This is a genomic window from Ectopseudomonas toyotomiensis (assembly GCF_017167985.1).
GTDB lineage: Bacteria > Pseudomonadota > Gammaproteobacteria > Pseudomonadales > Pseudomonadaceae > Aquipseudomonas > Aquipseudomonas toyotomiensis.
Genome location: NZ_CP070505.1, coordinates 5,188,506 through 5,203,054 on the forward strand (window position 1 = coordinate 5,188,506; position 14,549 = coordinate 5,203,054).

Sequence of the window (14,549 nt, forward strand, 5' to 3'; positions counted from 1 at the left end):
GGATTGCAGAATCGCTGAGGAAACCTACCTCTGACTCTGCAACTTAGCGGGGTGAGTGTTTGGGCAGCTTAGCCCACGACCACATCCAGCAGCCGCACATACTGCTGGCCGGCATGCATGTCGCGCTCGACCATGCCCCCCTGAGGCGTCTGCCTGGGGTAGGAAATCTTGATCATGTCGAGCTGGGGAACCGGGATACGTTTGATCAGGGCAGCATCGGCGCCGTATAGCTGCGCGAATGCCTCGACGGACAGGGCCTCGCTGTCATGGTAACGCTCGAAGTTTTCACGCCCGTCAAAGAAGATGTCGAAGGTAATCCAGAAAGGCCCGGCCTGTTTCGACCTGATGTAACGACAAACTTCGCGCAACTTAGGCATGGTGCTGCTCCTCGCTCTTGGCTTCGACTGCCAGGTCCAGCCATTCGGTGCTGACCAGTTCGAAGGGATCGTCCAGCTTCACCACATGGTTCAGCTTGAACTCGTAGATCTGGCCACGCGGGATGTCGGCGGGCGTGAAGGCGAAACCGTAAGAAGGCAATTCCTTGCCCATGATGCTGGGGTAATGGAAGAAATAGGGATTGCAGGCGTGGGCAATGGCATTGGCCAGCTCCTGGGTGTCGGCCGTAGCGACGAAGAGAATGCCCAGCTCGGGTGGCGTCGGGGTGCCGGCAGGCGGCTTCATCCCGGTCACGGCATTCCAGCCGTACATGCGCAACGAAATATGGAATTCACCAAGCTCCTCGGCAGGTATGCACTGGCGTGCCCGCGCATACAGCGCTTCGAGAAAGCGATCATGAAAACCATCGATATCAGCCAACACGTCAGGGTCTTGTACCCCTACCAGCATGATGGTCTGGTACTGCCCTGCAGCGGCGCCCTCCAGCTTCATGGTGTACGGCTTGGGCTCCCAGCGCGACCCCGTCACCCTGACGGCACGCTCGCTGCACATGCGATAGTCGGCCTGGCTCACGTCCAGAACCCCGCCAGGTTCGGTCAGACGGTAAGGGTCGCTGTTCTCGTACAGCATGTGGCCTGACACACTCTGGGGCGTACAGCGGTTGGTCAGGCTCAGCGGCTCGACCTCGAAGCCTTCGCTATCGATGCTCAGCAGTACACCAGCGCCCGCCACCGGATTTTCCGCGCATTGCAGGCCGCACTCGGAGATCTTCCCCGCATGCCATGACGGCCCCCAGGGCGCGCCCTTCCAGATGGGAAAGGCGGCGATGACAGCCGTATCGGTCGCACGGCCCGCCAGGACGATATCCGCACCGCCTTCCAGAGCCGCGACGAAAGGCTCGACCCCCAGGGCAGCGACAATGTGCTCGCAGGAGTCGATGGTCGCATCATCCAGCGGTTGCGACGGAGCCAGCGGGGAGATACGCCCTTGCGCGTTGAGCTGCTTGAGCCTGGCCTTTTCCTGCTCGCAGTGAATCAACGCGATTTTCGGTGCGATATTCAACTCTCGCGCCACCTCAAGCACGATGTCGCGCGTCCAGGCCAGATTGAGATCGCCTCCCGCCTGGCCTGAGGTGCCAACGATGATTGGCACCCCGGTAGCAGCCTGTGCTCGCATCAGAATCGTCAGGTCACGCTTGACTGCACCGCGGTTGTTCTTCGACTTGCCCAACGCCAGATAGGCGGCGCCGCTATCGGTCGACCCGGCATCCGTGGCGATGGCCTGCGCGCCCCGCTCCAGACCGAAAGTGATTTCCTCTTCGCGAACACCTGCGCCCAATGATCCGCAGGGCACGATTATCTTGATCGTGTCTTTTATTGGCTGACTCATAAAATCCTCTCTACTTGCAGTTGTCGATCTCAGGAAGCTGAGTAAGTCGAACTGAAAACCTGGCAGCCTGGCGGCGGCTCTTCCCCACCTAGGACTGAAACGACACAGTTGGCCGCGACCAGATTGGTGCGCTGCAGTCCCTCATGCGTCGAAGCGCCGGAATGGGGTGTTGCAATAACGTTCGGCAGGCGCACCAGTTCGTTCGTCACCCAGGCCAAACCCGGGTCGGATTCGCTTTCGAAAACGTCGAGCCCAGCGCCGGCGATTCGGCCTTCATTGAGTGCCTCGAGCAGTGCCCGGTCATCGACAAGGCCACCGCGGGCGGTATTGATCAGGAAGGCACTGCGCTTCATGCGCGCCAACCCCGTGGCATCTACGAGGTGCTTCGTGGCAGGCGTTAACGGCGCGTGAAGCGAAACGAAATCACTGCGCTGCAGGAGCGCATCGAGCTCGACATATTCGATATTCATCGCCTTGCCGTACGCGAAGGTCGGTCGAGGCGTCGAGACCAGAAGGGTCGTTTCGAAACCGCGCAGGCGCTTGACCACGTGCTGGGCAATGCGGCCCAGACCGACCAGGCCGACGGTTTTGCCGTACAGGTCATGACCGATCAGAATCGAACCGGGCCCATCTATCAGCTGTTGCTGGGACTCGCGGAAACGGTGAGCCGTGGCGAGCATCAACCCCAGGGTGCGGTCCGCGACACTTTCTTCGTTTCCCCCGGCCGCGATGGTCACGACCTTTCCCGATCTGCACGCCGCGTCGACATCGACCCGCTCATAACCCACCCCCCGCCGGGCAATGACCTTGAGCCTCGGCAGGGCCTGGAGAAGACTTGACGTCACATTGGCATGGCCAACGATCCAGGCGTCTGCCTCAGCGAGCACTGCAATCAGCTCCTCTTCCGTTGCAGCAGCATCCGATTTGCCGTTTGGCAGCATTGCCAACACCACCGAACAGCCCTGCGACTCCAGAAACCCGATGGTCGCTGCGTCAAAGAACTTGGGCGTGACAACCACGACTCGTTTATTCACCGACACGGGACTCCCCCTTGAACTGATAAATTTCCAGGAGTCGTCGACTAGAAGGCATAGTCGACATACACCCTGATTTCCTTCCCGTTCACCACGTTATTGGGCTGGGCCGATACCAGCGCGACGAAGTCCTGATCGATCCAGTAGCGGGTATAAATCACCCCCACCGATACGCCCTGATAATCCTTTTCTTCGAATCGATAGTTGAGTCGATACTCCGCCTGACTTTCAGTGACATCGGTGCGCATGCCGGAAAAGGGATCATCGGCATCGAAACGACCGCGTTTGAACAACGCCATGATGTTGAACCCATCCAGTGGAATGCCCGCGAGAGACTTGCCATCGAATTCATACTTGCCGGCCAACTGCCAGGTCGTTTCGCCATCGTTATTGAAGTCATTGCCCGAGCGCGTCCAGGCGTCCATCAGGCCGTCGACGTTTTCACCGTGATCGAAAAAGGCGTAACCGAGCATGCCGTTACTTAACTCAGCTCTGGTTTTCGAATAGGACAGGCCGAAGCTCCAGTGATCGATCTGCAGGCCGAGGTTGAGATTCAACCAGTTGGCCTTGTCGTCATAACCGGCATTTCCGCTTAGCCAATCGCGCTCCCAGATATCGCCGTCGCGGCGAAAGTCGTAATACTGAGTTTCGAAGATCGCCCCGCCCCGCTCGCCAAGAGGCGCACGGAGTGTCAAGGTGTAACTGGTATTACGGTTGAAGTCCTTGGCCACCCCCTGAGCGAACTTCAAGGCAAATAGCTTGGCGTCATATCCGATACTGAATGTCTGGATGTCATCGATCTCGAAACCGCCGTTACTACGAATATGCTCGAAGTCTTTCCTATCCCGCGGCGACACTCTGTTGAAATAAGCGCCATCGACGCTCAACACGCCAGGCAACGGCCCGATGTCCAGTCCTTCGATCTGCAGCTGGCCCCTCGTACCCTGCAAACTGCCAGGTACTGCACGGGTGTCGAGAGTAACTACCGTGCCTGCATCGAACCGCCCACGCCCGGTTTGAAGCAAGGCAGACCAATTCTCTCCGACATGGCGGAGCTTGATATTGGCCTGACCCAGTTTTGCGAAACCTTCACTTTCACCCGAGGTATCGTCAAAAAGATCGCGGTTCTCCGGGCGCGCATCGAGTTTGGCCACCCCATACAAAGAGGCATCGAAACCTATACTGTCAAGCCAATAACCGGAGTTGTAATCCGCCACCAGGCCTAACGCTGTTCCGCCGAGACGATCACCGAACGGAAACCCGCCAAAGCGGTCGATCAGGTCATTTTCAATTCGGGTGTCGATATGCACGGCACGCATATAAACGTTGAACTTTCCATCATTATTTGTTCTGTCGTAATCATGAATATTCGAAGCACCCGCATTTTCAACAACCAGCGACATCAGAGCAGAACTCAACAGAAAGGCAGTATTCTTATTATTCATTTCCTGTTCCTTTTATTTATTTTTGACGCAGGAGTTCGCTGCGACTGCCCATAGCAGTCGCACAATAAAACGCTGTTTAATCGAATTAATTAAATGATTGCGCCCGTCACGCAGGCACCAAGAATGAACACCAGAGAAGCTCCAATAGCCGGCACCAGGGCGAACTTCTGCAGGTCACCCACATCTCGTTTGAGTAAGCCGCTCAGTACGTAGATGGCGGCGATCAGGGGACTCAACGCGTGCACGGGTTGCCCCAGCATCGACGCCCGCGCGATATGCAGCGGATCGACGCCATACTCAGCCCCGGCAGCAGCCAGAATTGGCACGATGCCGAAAAAGTATGCGTCGTTGGACATGAAGAAGGTGAATGGCAGCGAAGCGAAGGCCGTGATCAACGCCATTTGGCTGCCCGCCGAGTCCGGGATTATCGAAACAAAGGCTTGCGACATCGCATCGACCATGCCCGACCCCGTCAGTACCCCAGTGAATACCCCCGCGGCGAAGATCAGGGTGGCGACTGTCACGGCGTTTTCTGCGTGCGCGGCGATCCGCCTCTTCTGCTCGGCAAGCCGTGGATAGTTGATCACCAGTGCGAGGGCGAAGGTGACCACCATCACCACCGGCAGCGGCGCTAGACCAGTACCCATGGCTGTAGCCATCGACAGCATAAGCGCGAGGTTGACCCATACCAGTTTCGGTCGCTGGTGGCTGCGATCCACCTCCGGCAGTTCCACCTCAGCCTCCATCAGAAGCATGTTCTTGCCGGGCTGCCAGCCCAAGCGCTTGCGCTCCCTGATCCCTAGCCACCATGCCATGCCCGCGGCATAGACGAGCCCCAACGCCGCGGCAGGAATCAGCCCGACGAACACATCCATGACATCCAGATGTAACGCACTGGCGACACGAGCGGTAGGCCCGCCCCAAGGAATAATGTTGATCATCGTATTGGTAAGAAGGATGAGCAGCGCGATGATCAGCGGATTCATGCCAATACGCAGGTAGACGGGTAGAAAAGCCGTCACCACGATGAGCACAGTACTGGTGCCGTCACCATCGAGAGAAGTCAGCGCCCCTAGAAGAGCGGTTGCCAGACTGATGCGCAGTGGATCATGTCCTGCGAAACGGGTAATCACCTTGACCACGGGCTCGAATAGGCCGGCGTCATACATGATGGAGAAAAGAAGTATGGCGAACACCAGCATGATGGCGATTGGCGCAACTTGTCGCATGCCATCCATCACCATGCCGCCCATTTCGCTGCCCAAGCCGGCGAACAGCCCGAACGCCACGGGGACGAGTATCAGTGCAACTACCGCAGATAGTCGCTTGGTCATGATCAGGACCATGAACGTAGTGACCATCGCGAAACCTATCCAAGCCATATCGGTGCCCTTTTTATTGTTAGAGATATGATCAGCCCTTCGGTGATCACGCCGCGAAAGGTACACATTGATTAAAAATACGTAAATCTTGATTTTTATCGTAAATATTTACAGAAAAAATTAACCCATGCTATAAGCCCTCATCCCTTCCGCAGCCCTGACGAACACTCCGATGAGCGACGATCATCTCTACATGACCGCTGAGCAGGCAGCAGAACGCCTCGCGATTAACCTTCCCACTCTCTATGCTTACGTCAGTCGAAAGAACATCCGCTCTGTGAAAATAGAAGGCTCGCGCAAGCGTCGTTACTGGGCAGCGGATATCGAAAGACTGGCCAAAGGAGAGCAGCGCAGCAGCCCCGCTCAACAGCCTGAGCTAGGACTGGGCATCCAGAGCAGCGCAATCACACTGCTGACGGACAATGGTGTCTATTATCGGGGCATCAGCGCTACCGAGCTGGCCGACCAGGCGACGGTCGAGGAAGCTGCAGAATTGATCTGGCAGTCTCCGGGGGCCTTTTCCCAGGCGTTGCCTGTCATGCCTGAGAGCACTCAGGTCCTTCTGGACCTCTACGAACACATGACCGTGTCAGAAAAAGCGATCGCGCTTTTTCCACTGGTCGAGCGCGCCAATCCGCGCTCCTTCGATCTGTCTCCGGATGCCTATGCACGCACAGGTGCCGATGTCGTGCGAATCCTCGCAGCCCTTCTGCTTGGCCATGGTGTTCCGAGTGCACAGCCGCTCCACGCCTTTCTGTGCGACGGCCTGAAGGTTGACCCGGCTCTTCAGGACCTGATTAGGCGGCTTCTGGTGTTGTTCATCGACCACGAGTTCGATCACTGTACCTACAGTGTAAGGGCTGCCGCTCGCACGGGTGTCACGCCGTACTACGCCGCAATAGCGGGGCTCACGACCTACCAGGGCCGGCGAACGGCCTATAGCAGGCATCAGGCGGCCAGTAGACTCCTGGCCGAAATCTGCGCTGCCAAGGACCCCACGCCGGCGGTGCTCCAGTACTTCAGCCAGAATGGTGAGATTCCTGGCTTTAATCACTCGACTCACAAGGAAGCGGACCCGCGCGTCGCCAATTTGATGACGGCCTTGTTGACCGTCTTCGAGACGGACCAGGAGTTCCAGAATCTGCAGAAGGCCGCACAAGTGGCACATGAATTGGTTGGCAAACCGCCGGAGTTCGTGTTGCTCGCCAGCTTTGTTGGCCGCAAATGCAACCTGATCGGCCAGGAGCTTGCACTGGCAGGCATCGCCAGGGCGATAGGCTGGATCGCGCACGCCAGCGAACAGTGCCAGCTACCCGTAGCAAGGCAACGCGCCAACTACACAGGGAAACTGCCGAGCTGACCGTTTGTTCTTTGCGCATCTCATCCGCGTACGCACCCGGAGCCGCGTTGCGCATCCCCACCGAATCCAATTGCAAACCACACGAATATTGACGAAATCTGTACAGATTTACGCATTGTCAATCAATGCATTAGATTCGCGCCAGCTATCGGGGCCAGCTCGAAGAAAAAAACGGACGCGGAAACTTCAGCGCACTGACATCACCACTAGTAGTGACAGGTGATTTCTTGCCCCTGCTTCGGATACGGCAGCCAAAGGATGGCTGCTGCTTCCTTACTGATGAGGCAAACATCTCATGTCGATATTGCGAGCCGCATTGGCGGCCTTGGTTCTTGCGTGGCTGACTTTCACTGGCGCCGGCAACTCGATAAAGCTTCAGGCTGACGAACTGCCTGCCGGTCATTTGGCGGGAGATATGGACATTTCGCCGTTCTACCGCTGGCATGAAGAAATGCCGAAGAATGCGGGAACCGTTCTACGCAGCGAAGCTCTCCCCGTACAGAAGCACATGCCGGCCAGCGCACAGGCGCTACGTATTCTCTACAGCTCGACCGATGAACGCTGGAATACAGGCCAAATCGCCGTCAGCGGCACCCTCTTCCTACCCTCCACTCCAGCGCCGCCCGGTGGTTGGCCACTATTAAGCTGGGCCCACGGCACGTTGGGTATCGCAGACGTCTGCGCCCCTTCCTGGACCGGATTCAAGGAGCGCGATGCGGCCTATATCAATCGTTGGCTCGAGCGCGGTTTCGCCGTAGTCGCCACCGATTACCAAGGGTTGGGCGGGCCTGGTCCACACCCTTATACGTTTTGGCAGGCCGAGGGCGCTTCGGTACTGGATGCCGCGCGTGCAGCCCAGGCAGTCGCCCCCGAGATGATTGGCGAGAGCGTGATAATCGCCGGGCAATCTCAGGGTGGCGGCGCAGCCTTGGGCGCGGCGATAATTGCCGACACTTATGCCCCTGAACTCAAGATCAAGGGCGCGATCATCACCGCCCCAAACAGTACCTTTCCTGACGGCCCGGTACCTGTGCCGCCCCGCTACTCGAACACGATGTTCCTTGCATTAGCCACGGGTGGGTTACGCCAAGACGGTCCGCCTATCGAGGACATCCTGTCCAACAAAGGACGAGAGCTGCTTAAGGTTGCCCGGCAAGGCTGCACGCCTGAGATCGGGCGACGAGCACATGAGCTGAACGTCGAATCGTTCCGCGATCTGCTGGCCATTCCGGTCGAAACTCTAGATGAACTGCGAATTTCGACAACGGACATGCCGCTGACAAGAATCTCTTTCCCTCTGCTGGTGGCAACCGGCAATGCCGACCGGACGATCACCCCGGACAGGCAACACGCGGTCGCGGCGGCGCTGTGCGCTGCCGGAAACAAGGTCACCTGGCGCGTCTATGACGGGCTGGGCCATGACGGCGTCCTGCACGGTTCCCTAGATGACGCATTCGCTTTCACCCAGGCCCAACTGCACGGCCAAGGCCCTGAGACGAACTGCGCTGCCCTCCCGCCACCCGGCCCTCCGGGCGAGAGAGATCCAAAGGCGCCGTTCAATGATGACTGAGGCGCAGCCCTTGAAGAGGATCAAGAGACCACGCCTCACACGCAAGCCTGTACTGTGGCTGGTGTTGCTCGTGCTAACGGCCGGCTCATCTACCTGGATGTATCAGCGGCAATTACCGGGGGCATTTATCCTGGGGCCCATGGGATCGGCGCTGGCGATGGCGCTGGGTGGAGCGGGCTTGCGCATGCACAGGAGTTTTGCCCTCGCGGCCCAGAGCGTCATGGGGTGTCTGATCGCAGCGCTCGTCACTCCTCCCCTGCTTGCCGTGTACCTGGACTATTGGCTGGAGCTGAGCGTAATCAACGTTGTCACATTGGGCGTGATCACGCTGCTGGCTGTCATCGTGACGCAACGGCAGTGGTTGCCCAATACGACCGCCATCTGGGGCCTCTTTCCTGGCGCGGCGTCAGCCATGATCCTGCTGGCCGACACCCACCATTCAGATCCGCGAGTAGTAGCGCTAATGCAATATTCACGCATTGCGCTGGTCACACTCGCCTCGATTTCTTTGGCCTCAATACTTGGACATGCTGGTGAAACGACGCAAGTCATCGCGAGCCCGTTAAAGTTCACATGGTCTCTACCTGAAAACTTCTCGCCTGCGCTGGCAGGGCTGGCACTGGCGCTCTGCGGCTTTTGGGTGGCCAAGCTGTCGGGCATTGGCAGCCTGGCGCTCTTGCTGCCCGCGCTAGGTGGAACCGCCCTGCAAGCCACGGGCAGTCTGGTCATCGACACCCCACCCTACGTATTCATCCCCGCCTTCGTTATAACGGGCTGGTATGTGGGACTTACATTCAGTCGGAGTTCAGTGCGACACTGCTTGAGCCTGTTGCCAATTATTCTTGCAACACTGGCTGCGGTTATCCTTGCTTGCGGCTTGCTCTCATTCGTATTGGTTCACCTGATTCCTGGCATAGACCCGCTTACCGCCTATCTCGCACTGAGCCCAGGCGGCATTGAAACCATTGTCATAATCGCCAGCGACGTGGATGTGTTACTACCGCTGATTCTTGCCTCGCAGTTCTTGCGGCTGATGATGGTGCTGTCAGTCGGGCCGGCGGTGGCCAGGACAGTTGGTTCTTGGATTTCAAGAAAGTGAAATGCATCTTGCGGCGCAACGCGATGGTTCTGCATTGAGAAGGAGGCGGTGTCGGTTTCGCCTGCTATAAACTCGACGCCCTCGTTCAGCCTGGGCTCTTCAGGAAACCGTTCAATTCTGCCAGCTCAATATTTCTTCTCCAGGTCGCTTGTATAACCAAGCTGATCCAGTACCAAGGCTCCTGCTCGATGGTGGGTTCTACACAGCCCCGAACATCAGGTGCGCTCCCTCCATGGCACGACCGCTTACGCCTGTGGCTTGTCAGCACTAAGAGCTTCGTTTCGATGAGCCTCCCGCTCAGCCAATCGTTTCGTAAGTGCTGAGTGGATATTTTCGTACGCGGCACTGCCAAGTGCGAGCGAATGGCGGTTTAGGCTGATCGACAACCGACATCATCATGTCCACTGTAAGTTCAGGATCACCCTTTACAGGAAATGCCCTAGAGCGAAGCGCCTCCCTAATCCGAGCAACCACCGTACTGTCTTATAGTGGTCCCATACTTCGCTGACGCACTCACCAACATGCTGACGCTTGCTCGGCTCGACACTTTTTAGCGATATAACCAGATATATCGAGCACACTAGTGCGAGCGGCAGAATGATTACCTCTAGTCAGCATTCCGCACCCCCAATTATCCACCCAAAGCTTCAATCACTGCGCTGTAATTTGGCTCATTGCCAACTTCTGCAACCAATTCGCAATGCAGAACCCTATCCTGCTCATTGAGAACAACGACGGCACGAGTCGCAAGACCGACTCTCGGTCCGTCAGCAATGGCAACGCCATAGTTTTCAAGGAAGCCGCGATCACGCAAGGTAGATAGATTGACCACATTGTCTATCCCTTCACTTACGCAAAACCGTTTGTGGGCAAACGGCAAGTCAGCGGAAATACACAGCACCACTGTATTTTCCAGCTTACTGGCTTCAGAGTTAAATTTCCGCACCGAGGTCGCGCAGGTCGGCGTATCAATACTCGGAAAGATATTGAGCACCTTACGCTTACCAGCAAAGGACGCCAACGTGTAATCAGACAAATCCGATCCAACCAAGGAAAAATCCGGTGCCTGCTGCCCAACTTGCGGCAGATTACCACTAATACGTACCGTTTTCCCTTTATGCACGACATAAGGCATACGCTTAACTCGTCAAGTTCTACCAGGCCAATAATTTGCTCTGAAAACTCCCGAAACCGGCATCATTTCGCGCCATTAGGTATCTAACTTAGCCATGCCCGGTAGTTCGAAATCGTAAAGTACTGTCTGACGTAGCGCACTCAATTTCTCTGGAGCGAGAACAGAGCCTGCCAGCTCGTCGTACTTGGCCACAAGCTCTGCATCCGATAACGGATCCTCTGGGTCGCCTTTGCGAGTTTGCTGGAAATGGTTGATCTGGTGACCATCCTTCAACCGCACTAGCAGCTTGGCCATGCGTTTTTTGGGATAGGCTGCCGCCAGCTCCCTATCTTCGCTAACCGTCACCCTCTGCATCAGGGCCAGGGTGGCTGGATTTTCAAGGGCCTCAGGGGCGAATGCAGCCAAACGCACACCGCCGAGCACAGACTGCGCAGCCATGCAGTATTGCAGGCTGAATCGCGCCTCCTGGGCTGATTTGGGGGTGGCACGATTACACATCTGGTAGGTGGCGCCATAACCGGCTACATGGATAGACTCGATATCGTCGGCAACAAAACCCTCCCTCTCCTGCAGCAGCCTGAGGCCATCGAGCGCGGGAAAGATATGCCCGCAGCAGCCGTGATTCTTGACCGTCATGCGCATGATGGGTGTCCACTCTCCCAGGCCTTCGAGCGCCGTTGTCCAGTCGCCGCTGGAGGCGCTGGTGGCAGCCGCAAAGCCCTTGTCGCCATGCAGGCTCTCGAGGGAAGCCGTCACGCCACCCGCCGCCGCGATGCCCGCGAGGATGCCGGCATCCGCCGCATGACCGGGATGCAGCGCCTTGGCCATACCCTCGTCCTGAAGGTTTTGCTGGTGCCCTCCTGCAAAGCTGCTCGAGAGTGCGATGGCATGGGCAATTCGCTCGGCATCCGCCCCGAGAAGCATTGCGGTCGCCACGGCAGCACCAATCGTTCCCACCGTGGAGGTGGTATGCCAGTAACGATAATGGCTGGGCTGAATGGCCAATGAAACTCGGCAGCCAACCTCATATCCAGCGATGATCGCGCGGTGCAGTTGCTCGAGCGAAGCGCCCCTGTCCTGGGCGACGGCCAGCGCAGCAGAAACGGTCGGGCTGCCTGGATGATAGCCGCCATCCTTGAAGATATCGTCGAACTCGACCGTATGGCTCGCGCTGGCATTGAGCAGCGCAGCATAGCGGGGCGAGCCAGGCTGCCCATCCACATAGCAGATGGCATTGCCCGCGCCGCGCCAGGGAGAAAAAGCCTCGGCCAACAAGGTTGCCGGTGGCACGACGCAGCCAGGCAAGGTGGTAGCGAACCAATCGAGAATGACGCGCCGCGTAGCCCAGATCACGTTCTCGCTCAGATCGCAGCTTTGCCAGTTCGCCGCGGCAGCGGCCAGCATCTGGATGGGATTAGTCATCACGCCCCCTAACAGTCAATTGATGACACCGGATGCGCGCAGCGCCTCGATCTCTTGCTGCCCGTAGCCGAGCTCTGCGAGGATCTCGACGCTGTGGGCGCCTACCGGTTGCGGCGCGAGCGTGATCTGCGGTGGGCTGTCCGACAGATTGAAAGCCGCTACCGGAACGGTCAGCCCATCGACAACGCTGCTCGAGCTCGTGTGTTGCTGCAATACTTGCCGGCATGCTACCTGCTCGTCAGCGATAGCCTCCTCCAAGCGGCGAATGCGTGCTGCGGGAATACGCCGAGTCTGCAGAAACTTCTCCCAGTAATCCGCCGACATCGTGCCGATGATTTGCCTCAGTACCTCTGCCTCTTCTGCATGCGCATCCAGGCGTTGGTTGTTATCGGTCTTGATCATGTCTTCACGACCGAGCGCCGTCCACAAACGACGTTGTTGCACGAGGTTCGAGGCACCGATCATCAACGGGACATCGGAGGCCTGGTAGCATCCAATGGTGGCAAAGGGGAAGGTGTTGCCCTTCTGCTCTGGATGCTTGCCGTTCCAGAGCAAGCCGGTGAGGTGCGAACTGGTTAGGATCAATGCAACATCGAGCATAGAGACGTCGATGAACTGGCCCTTGCCACCATTGCGTTCGCGCTGAAAAAGAGCGGTCGCGATGGCATAGGCTGCTGATGTGCCGGTCGCATAATCCACCACCGGCGCACCAGATTTCAGAGGTCTGCCATCTCCATGACCGGTCATCGCCATCATTCCGGAAAAGGCTTGGATGACATTGTCATAGGCGGTCTGTTCGCGGCGCGGTCCGTTCGAGCCGAAAGCCGAAATGGAGCAGTAGATAAGCTTGGGGTTGAGCTTCGACAGTTCGTCATAACCCAGGCCAAGCTCATCGAAAGCGCCGGGGCGATAGTTCTCCACGAAGACATCGGCCGTCGCGATGAGCCGCTTCATCGCCTCGCGCCCTTCGGCGCTGGTGAGGTCCAGCGCCACGGTCTTCTTGTTCGATGCTTGGGCCATGAACGCCGTGCCCATGCCGATATCGTTCAATGCGCGATCAGAGCCCTGCATGCGCGCCTGGTCGGGATCGCTGGGCGATTCGACCTTGATCACTTCAGCGCCGAGGACGGCCATCTGATAGCTGGCAAAGGGGCCTGCGAGTACATGCGTCGTATCAACGACGCGAATTCCTTCAAATGCTTTAGACATGAATCTTTACCCTGTAACGACGGTAGTTTCACCCTGAAGATGTATTGACCGGTCAGTCGTCAGCGAACACCCAACGAGCTGACCGTGGAGCTACATCACGTCACGCCCTTCAGGGTCTGACTTCACTGGATATAACCGGCTTCCTTGAGCTGGACTTCCGCCACATCCGTTACACGCTTTACGAAGCTGGTGTACTCGTCAGGCCCCATCCAGGAATCCACCACGCCGGCATTGCGGGCATATTTCTGATACTCATCCGAGCGCATCGCCTTGTGGATAGCATCGGCGATCTTCTGCTGCAGTTCCTTGGGCATATTCGCAGGCCCGAAAACGCCACGAACTTGCAGCCAGCTGGTGTCCACCTCATAACCTTGCTCGGCGAAGGTGGGGACGTCGGACAAGCCAGTGAGTCGGTTTTCACCCAGCACACCCAGGCCTTCGATGCGACCGGCATCGAAGAAGGAACTGACCGCGCCGAGATTGGAGACCCCGACATCAACGTGGCCGCCAAGCAGTGCCGCCGTGATATCCGGGGTGGAGTTGAATGCCACCCAGTTGAACTTGACCCCAGCCGCCTTCTCCAGCATCGAGATTCCGATGCTCTGCATGGAACCGGCCGGGCCGAAGCCGCCAACATTGACCTGCCCATTGTTCGCCTTGGCCTTGGCCACCAGGTCGTCCAGGTTCTTGATATCGGATCCAGTCTTTACGAACAGCAGAATCGCATCTTCCTGGGTCGAGGCGATCCATGAGAAATCATCGATGGCGTAGGTACCCTTGAGATTGGTCAGCATGCTCGTGAAGTGCGACAGGGTATTGATACCGAGTGTCAAGCCATCGGGTTTGGCAGAGCGGATGCGCGTCATCTGCGCTGCGCCACCACCACCGGGGGCATTGATGACGATCACTTTCTGGCCGATTTCCGGCTCCAGGGTTTTTGCCAGCGTCCTGATGAACACGTCGGCAGTCCCTCCCGCTGCAGTATGCATGACCATGTTGACTGGCCCCTTGGGCCAATCGCTTTCAGCCAACGCGACGTTGGCGGCGCCCAACATGGTCATGGCTGCGAGCATGGTCGCGCCCAGCACGTTCTTTCTAGCTTTGCTTA

General features: G+C 57.7%; 12 protein-coding genes. 3 read left to right on the plus strand and 9 right to left on the minus strand.

Annotated features, from left to right (window positions below; translation table 11 throughout):
• Positions 1 to 68 precede the first annotated feature (68 nt).
• The 5 genes from JWV26_RS24085 to JWV26_RS24105 form a co-directional block, all read right to left on the minus strand.
• The gene (locus JWV26_RS24085) at positions 69 to 377 is read right to left on the minus strand and encodes a DUF4387 domain-containing protein (RefSeq protein WP_206418001.1); all 309 of its coding nucleotides are present in this window, start codon (positions 375 to 377) and stop codon (positions 69 to 71) included.
• Positions 370 to 1,785 carry an acyclic terpene utilization AtuA family protein gene (locus JWV26_RS24090; RefSeq protein ID WP_206418002.1) on the minus strand — a complete coding sequence of 472 codons (1,416 nt, stop codon included), beginning with the start codon at positions 1,783 to 1,785 and terminating at the stop codon, positions 370 to 372. The genes JWV26_RS24085 and JWV26_RS24090 overlap by 8 nt, the downstream gene beginning before the upstream one ends.
• Positions 1,786 to 1,814: 29 nt before the next feature.
• A complete protein-coding gene (locus tag JWV26_RS24095; protein WP_241201254.1) occupies positions 1,815 to 2,825 on the minus strand; it encodes a phosphoglycerate dehydrogenase in 1,011 nt (336 codons plus the stop codon).
• 41 nt (positions 2,826 to 2,866) lie between these two features.
• Complete coding sequence (locus JWV26_RS24100; protein WP_206418003.1) at positions 2,867 to 4,264, minus strand: OprD family outer membrane porin; 1,398 nt, start codon at positions 4,262 to 4,264, stop codon at positions 2,867 to 2,869.
• Positions 4,265 to 4,353: 89 nt separating this feature from the next.
• On the minus strand, positions 4,354 to 5,598 hold the full coding sequence (locus JWV26_RS24105) for a CitMHS family transporter (protein ID WP_241201255.1): 1,245 nt from the start codon (positions 5,596 to 5,598) through the stop codon (positions 4,354 to 4,356).
• Between the two features lie 220 nt (positions 5,599 to 5,818).
• On the opposite strand from JWV26_RS24105, the gene JWV26_RS24110 reads away from it, so the two are divergent.
• The 3 genes from JWV26_RS24110 to JWV26_RS24120 all read left to right on the plus strand — a co-directional run bounded on the left by JWV26_RS24110 (position 5,819) and on the right by JWV26_RS24120 (position 9,675).
• On the plus strand, positions 5,819 to 7,006 hold the full coding sequence (locus JWV26_RS24110; RefSeq protein ID WP_206418005.1) for a citrate synthase: 1,188 nt from the start codon (positions 5,819 to 5,821) through the stop codon (positions 7,004 to 7,006).
• Positions 7,007 to 7,301: 295 nt separating this feature from the next.
• Positions 7,302 to 8,576 carry an alpha/beta fold hydrolase gene (locus JWV26_RS24115; protein WP_206418006.1) on the plus strand — a complete coding sequence of 425 codons (1,275 nt, stop codon included), beginning with the start codon at positions 7,302 to 7,304 and terminating at the stop codon, positions 8,574 to 8,576.
• Positions 8,577 to 8,586: 10 nt separating this feature from the next.
• Positions 8,587 to 9,675, plus strand: a complete 1,089-nt coding sequence (locus JWV26_RS24120) for an AbrB family transcriptional regulator (protein ID WP_241201256.1) — start codon at positions 8,587 to 8,589, stop codon at positions 9,673 to 9,675.
• 631 nt (positions 9,676 to 10,306) lie between these two features.
• Here the strand turns inward: JWV26_RS24120 and tpx are convergent.
• The 4 genes from tpx to JWV26_RS24140 all read right to left on the minus strand — a co-directional run bounded on the left by tpx (position 10,307) and on the right by JWV26_RS24140 (position 14,514).
• Positions 10,307 to 10,810 (minus strand): thiol peroxidase, encoded by a 504-nt coding sequence (gene tpx / locus JWV26_RS24125; protein ID WP_206418007.1) that lies wholly within the window; start codon positions 10,808 to 10,810, stop codon positions 10,307 to 10,309.
• Between the two features lie 75 nt (positions 10,811 to 10,885).
• Positions 10,886 to 12,232 carry an MmgE/PrpD family protein gene (locus tag JWV26_RS24130; RefSeq protein WP_241201257.1) on the minus strand — a complete coding sequence of 449 codons (1,347 nt, stop codon included), beginning with the start codon at positions 12,230 to 12,232 and terminating at the stop codon, positions 10,886 to 10,888.
• Between the two features lie 15 nt (positions 12,233 to 12,247).
• Positions 12,248 to 13,441 (minus strand): CaiB/BaiF CoA transferase family protein, encoded by a 1,194-nt coding sequence (locus JWV26_RS24135; RefSeq protein ID WP_241201258.1) that lies wholly within the window; start codon positions 13,439 to 13,441, stop codon positions 12,248 to 12,250.
• 122 nt (positions 13,442 to 13,563) lie between these two features.
• The gene (locus JWV26_RS24140; protein ID WP_241201259.1) at positions 13,564 to 14,514 is read right to left on the minus strand and encodes a Bug family tripartite tricarboxylate transporter substrate binding protein; all 951 of its coding nucleotides are present in this window, start codon (positions 14,512 to 14,514) and stop codon (positions 13,564 to 13,566) included.
• Between the last annotated feature and the right edge of the window lie 35 nt (positions 14,515 to 14,549).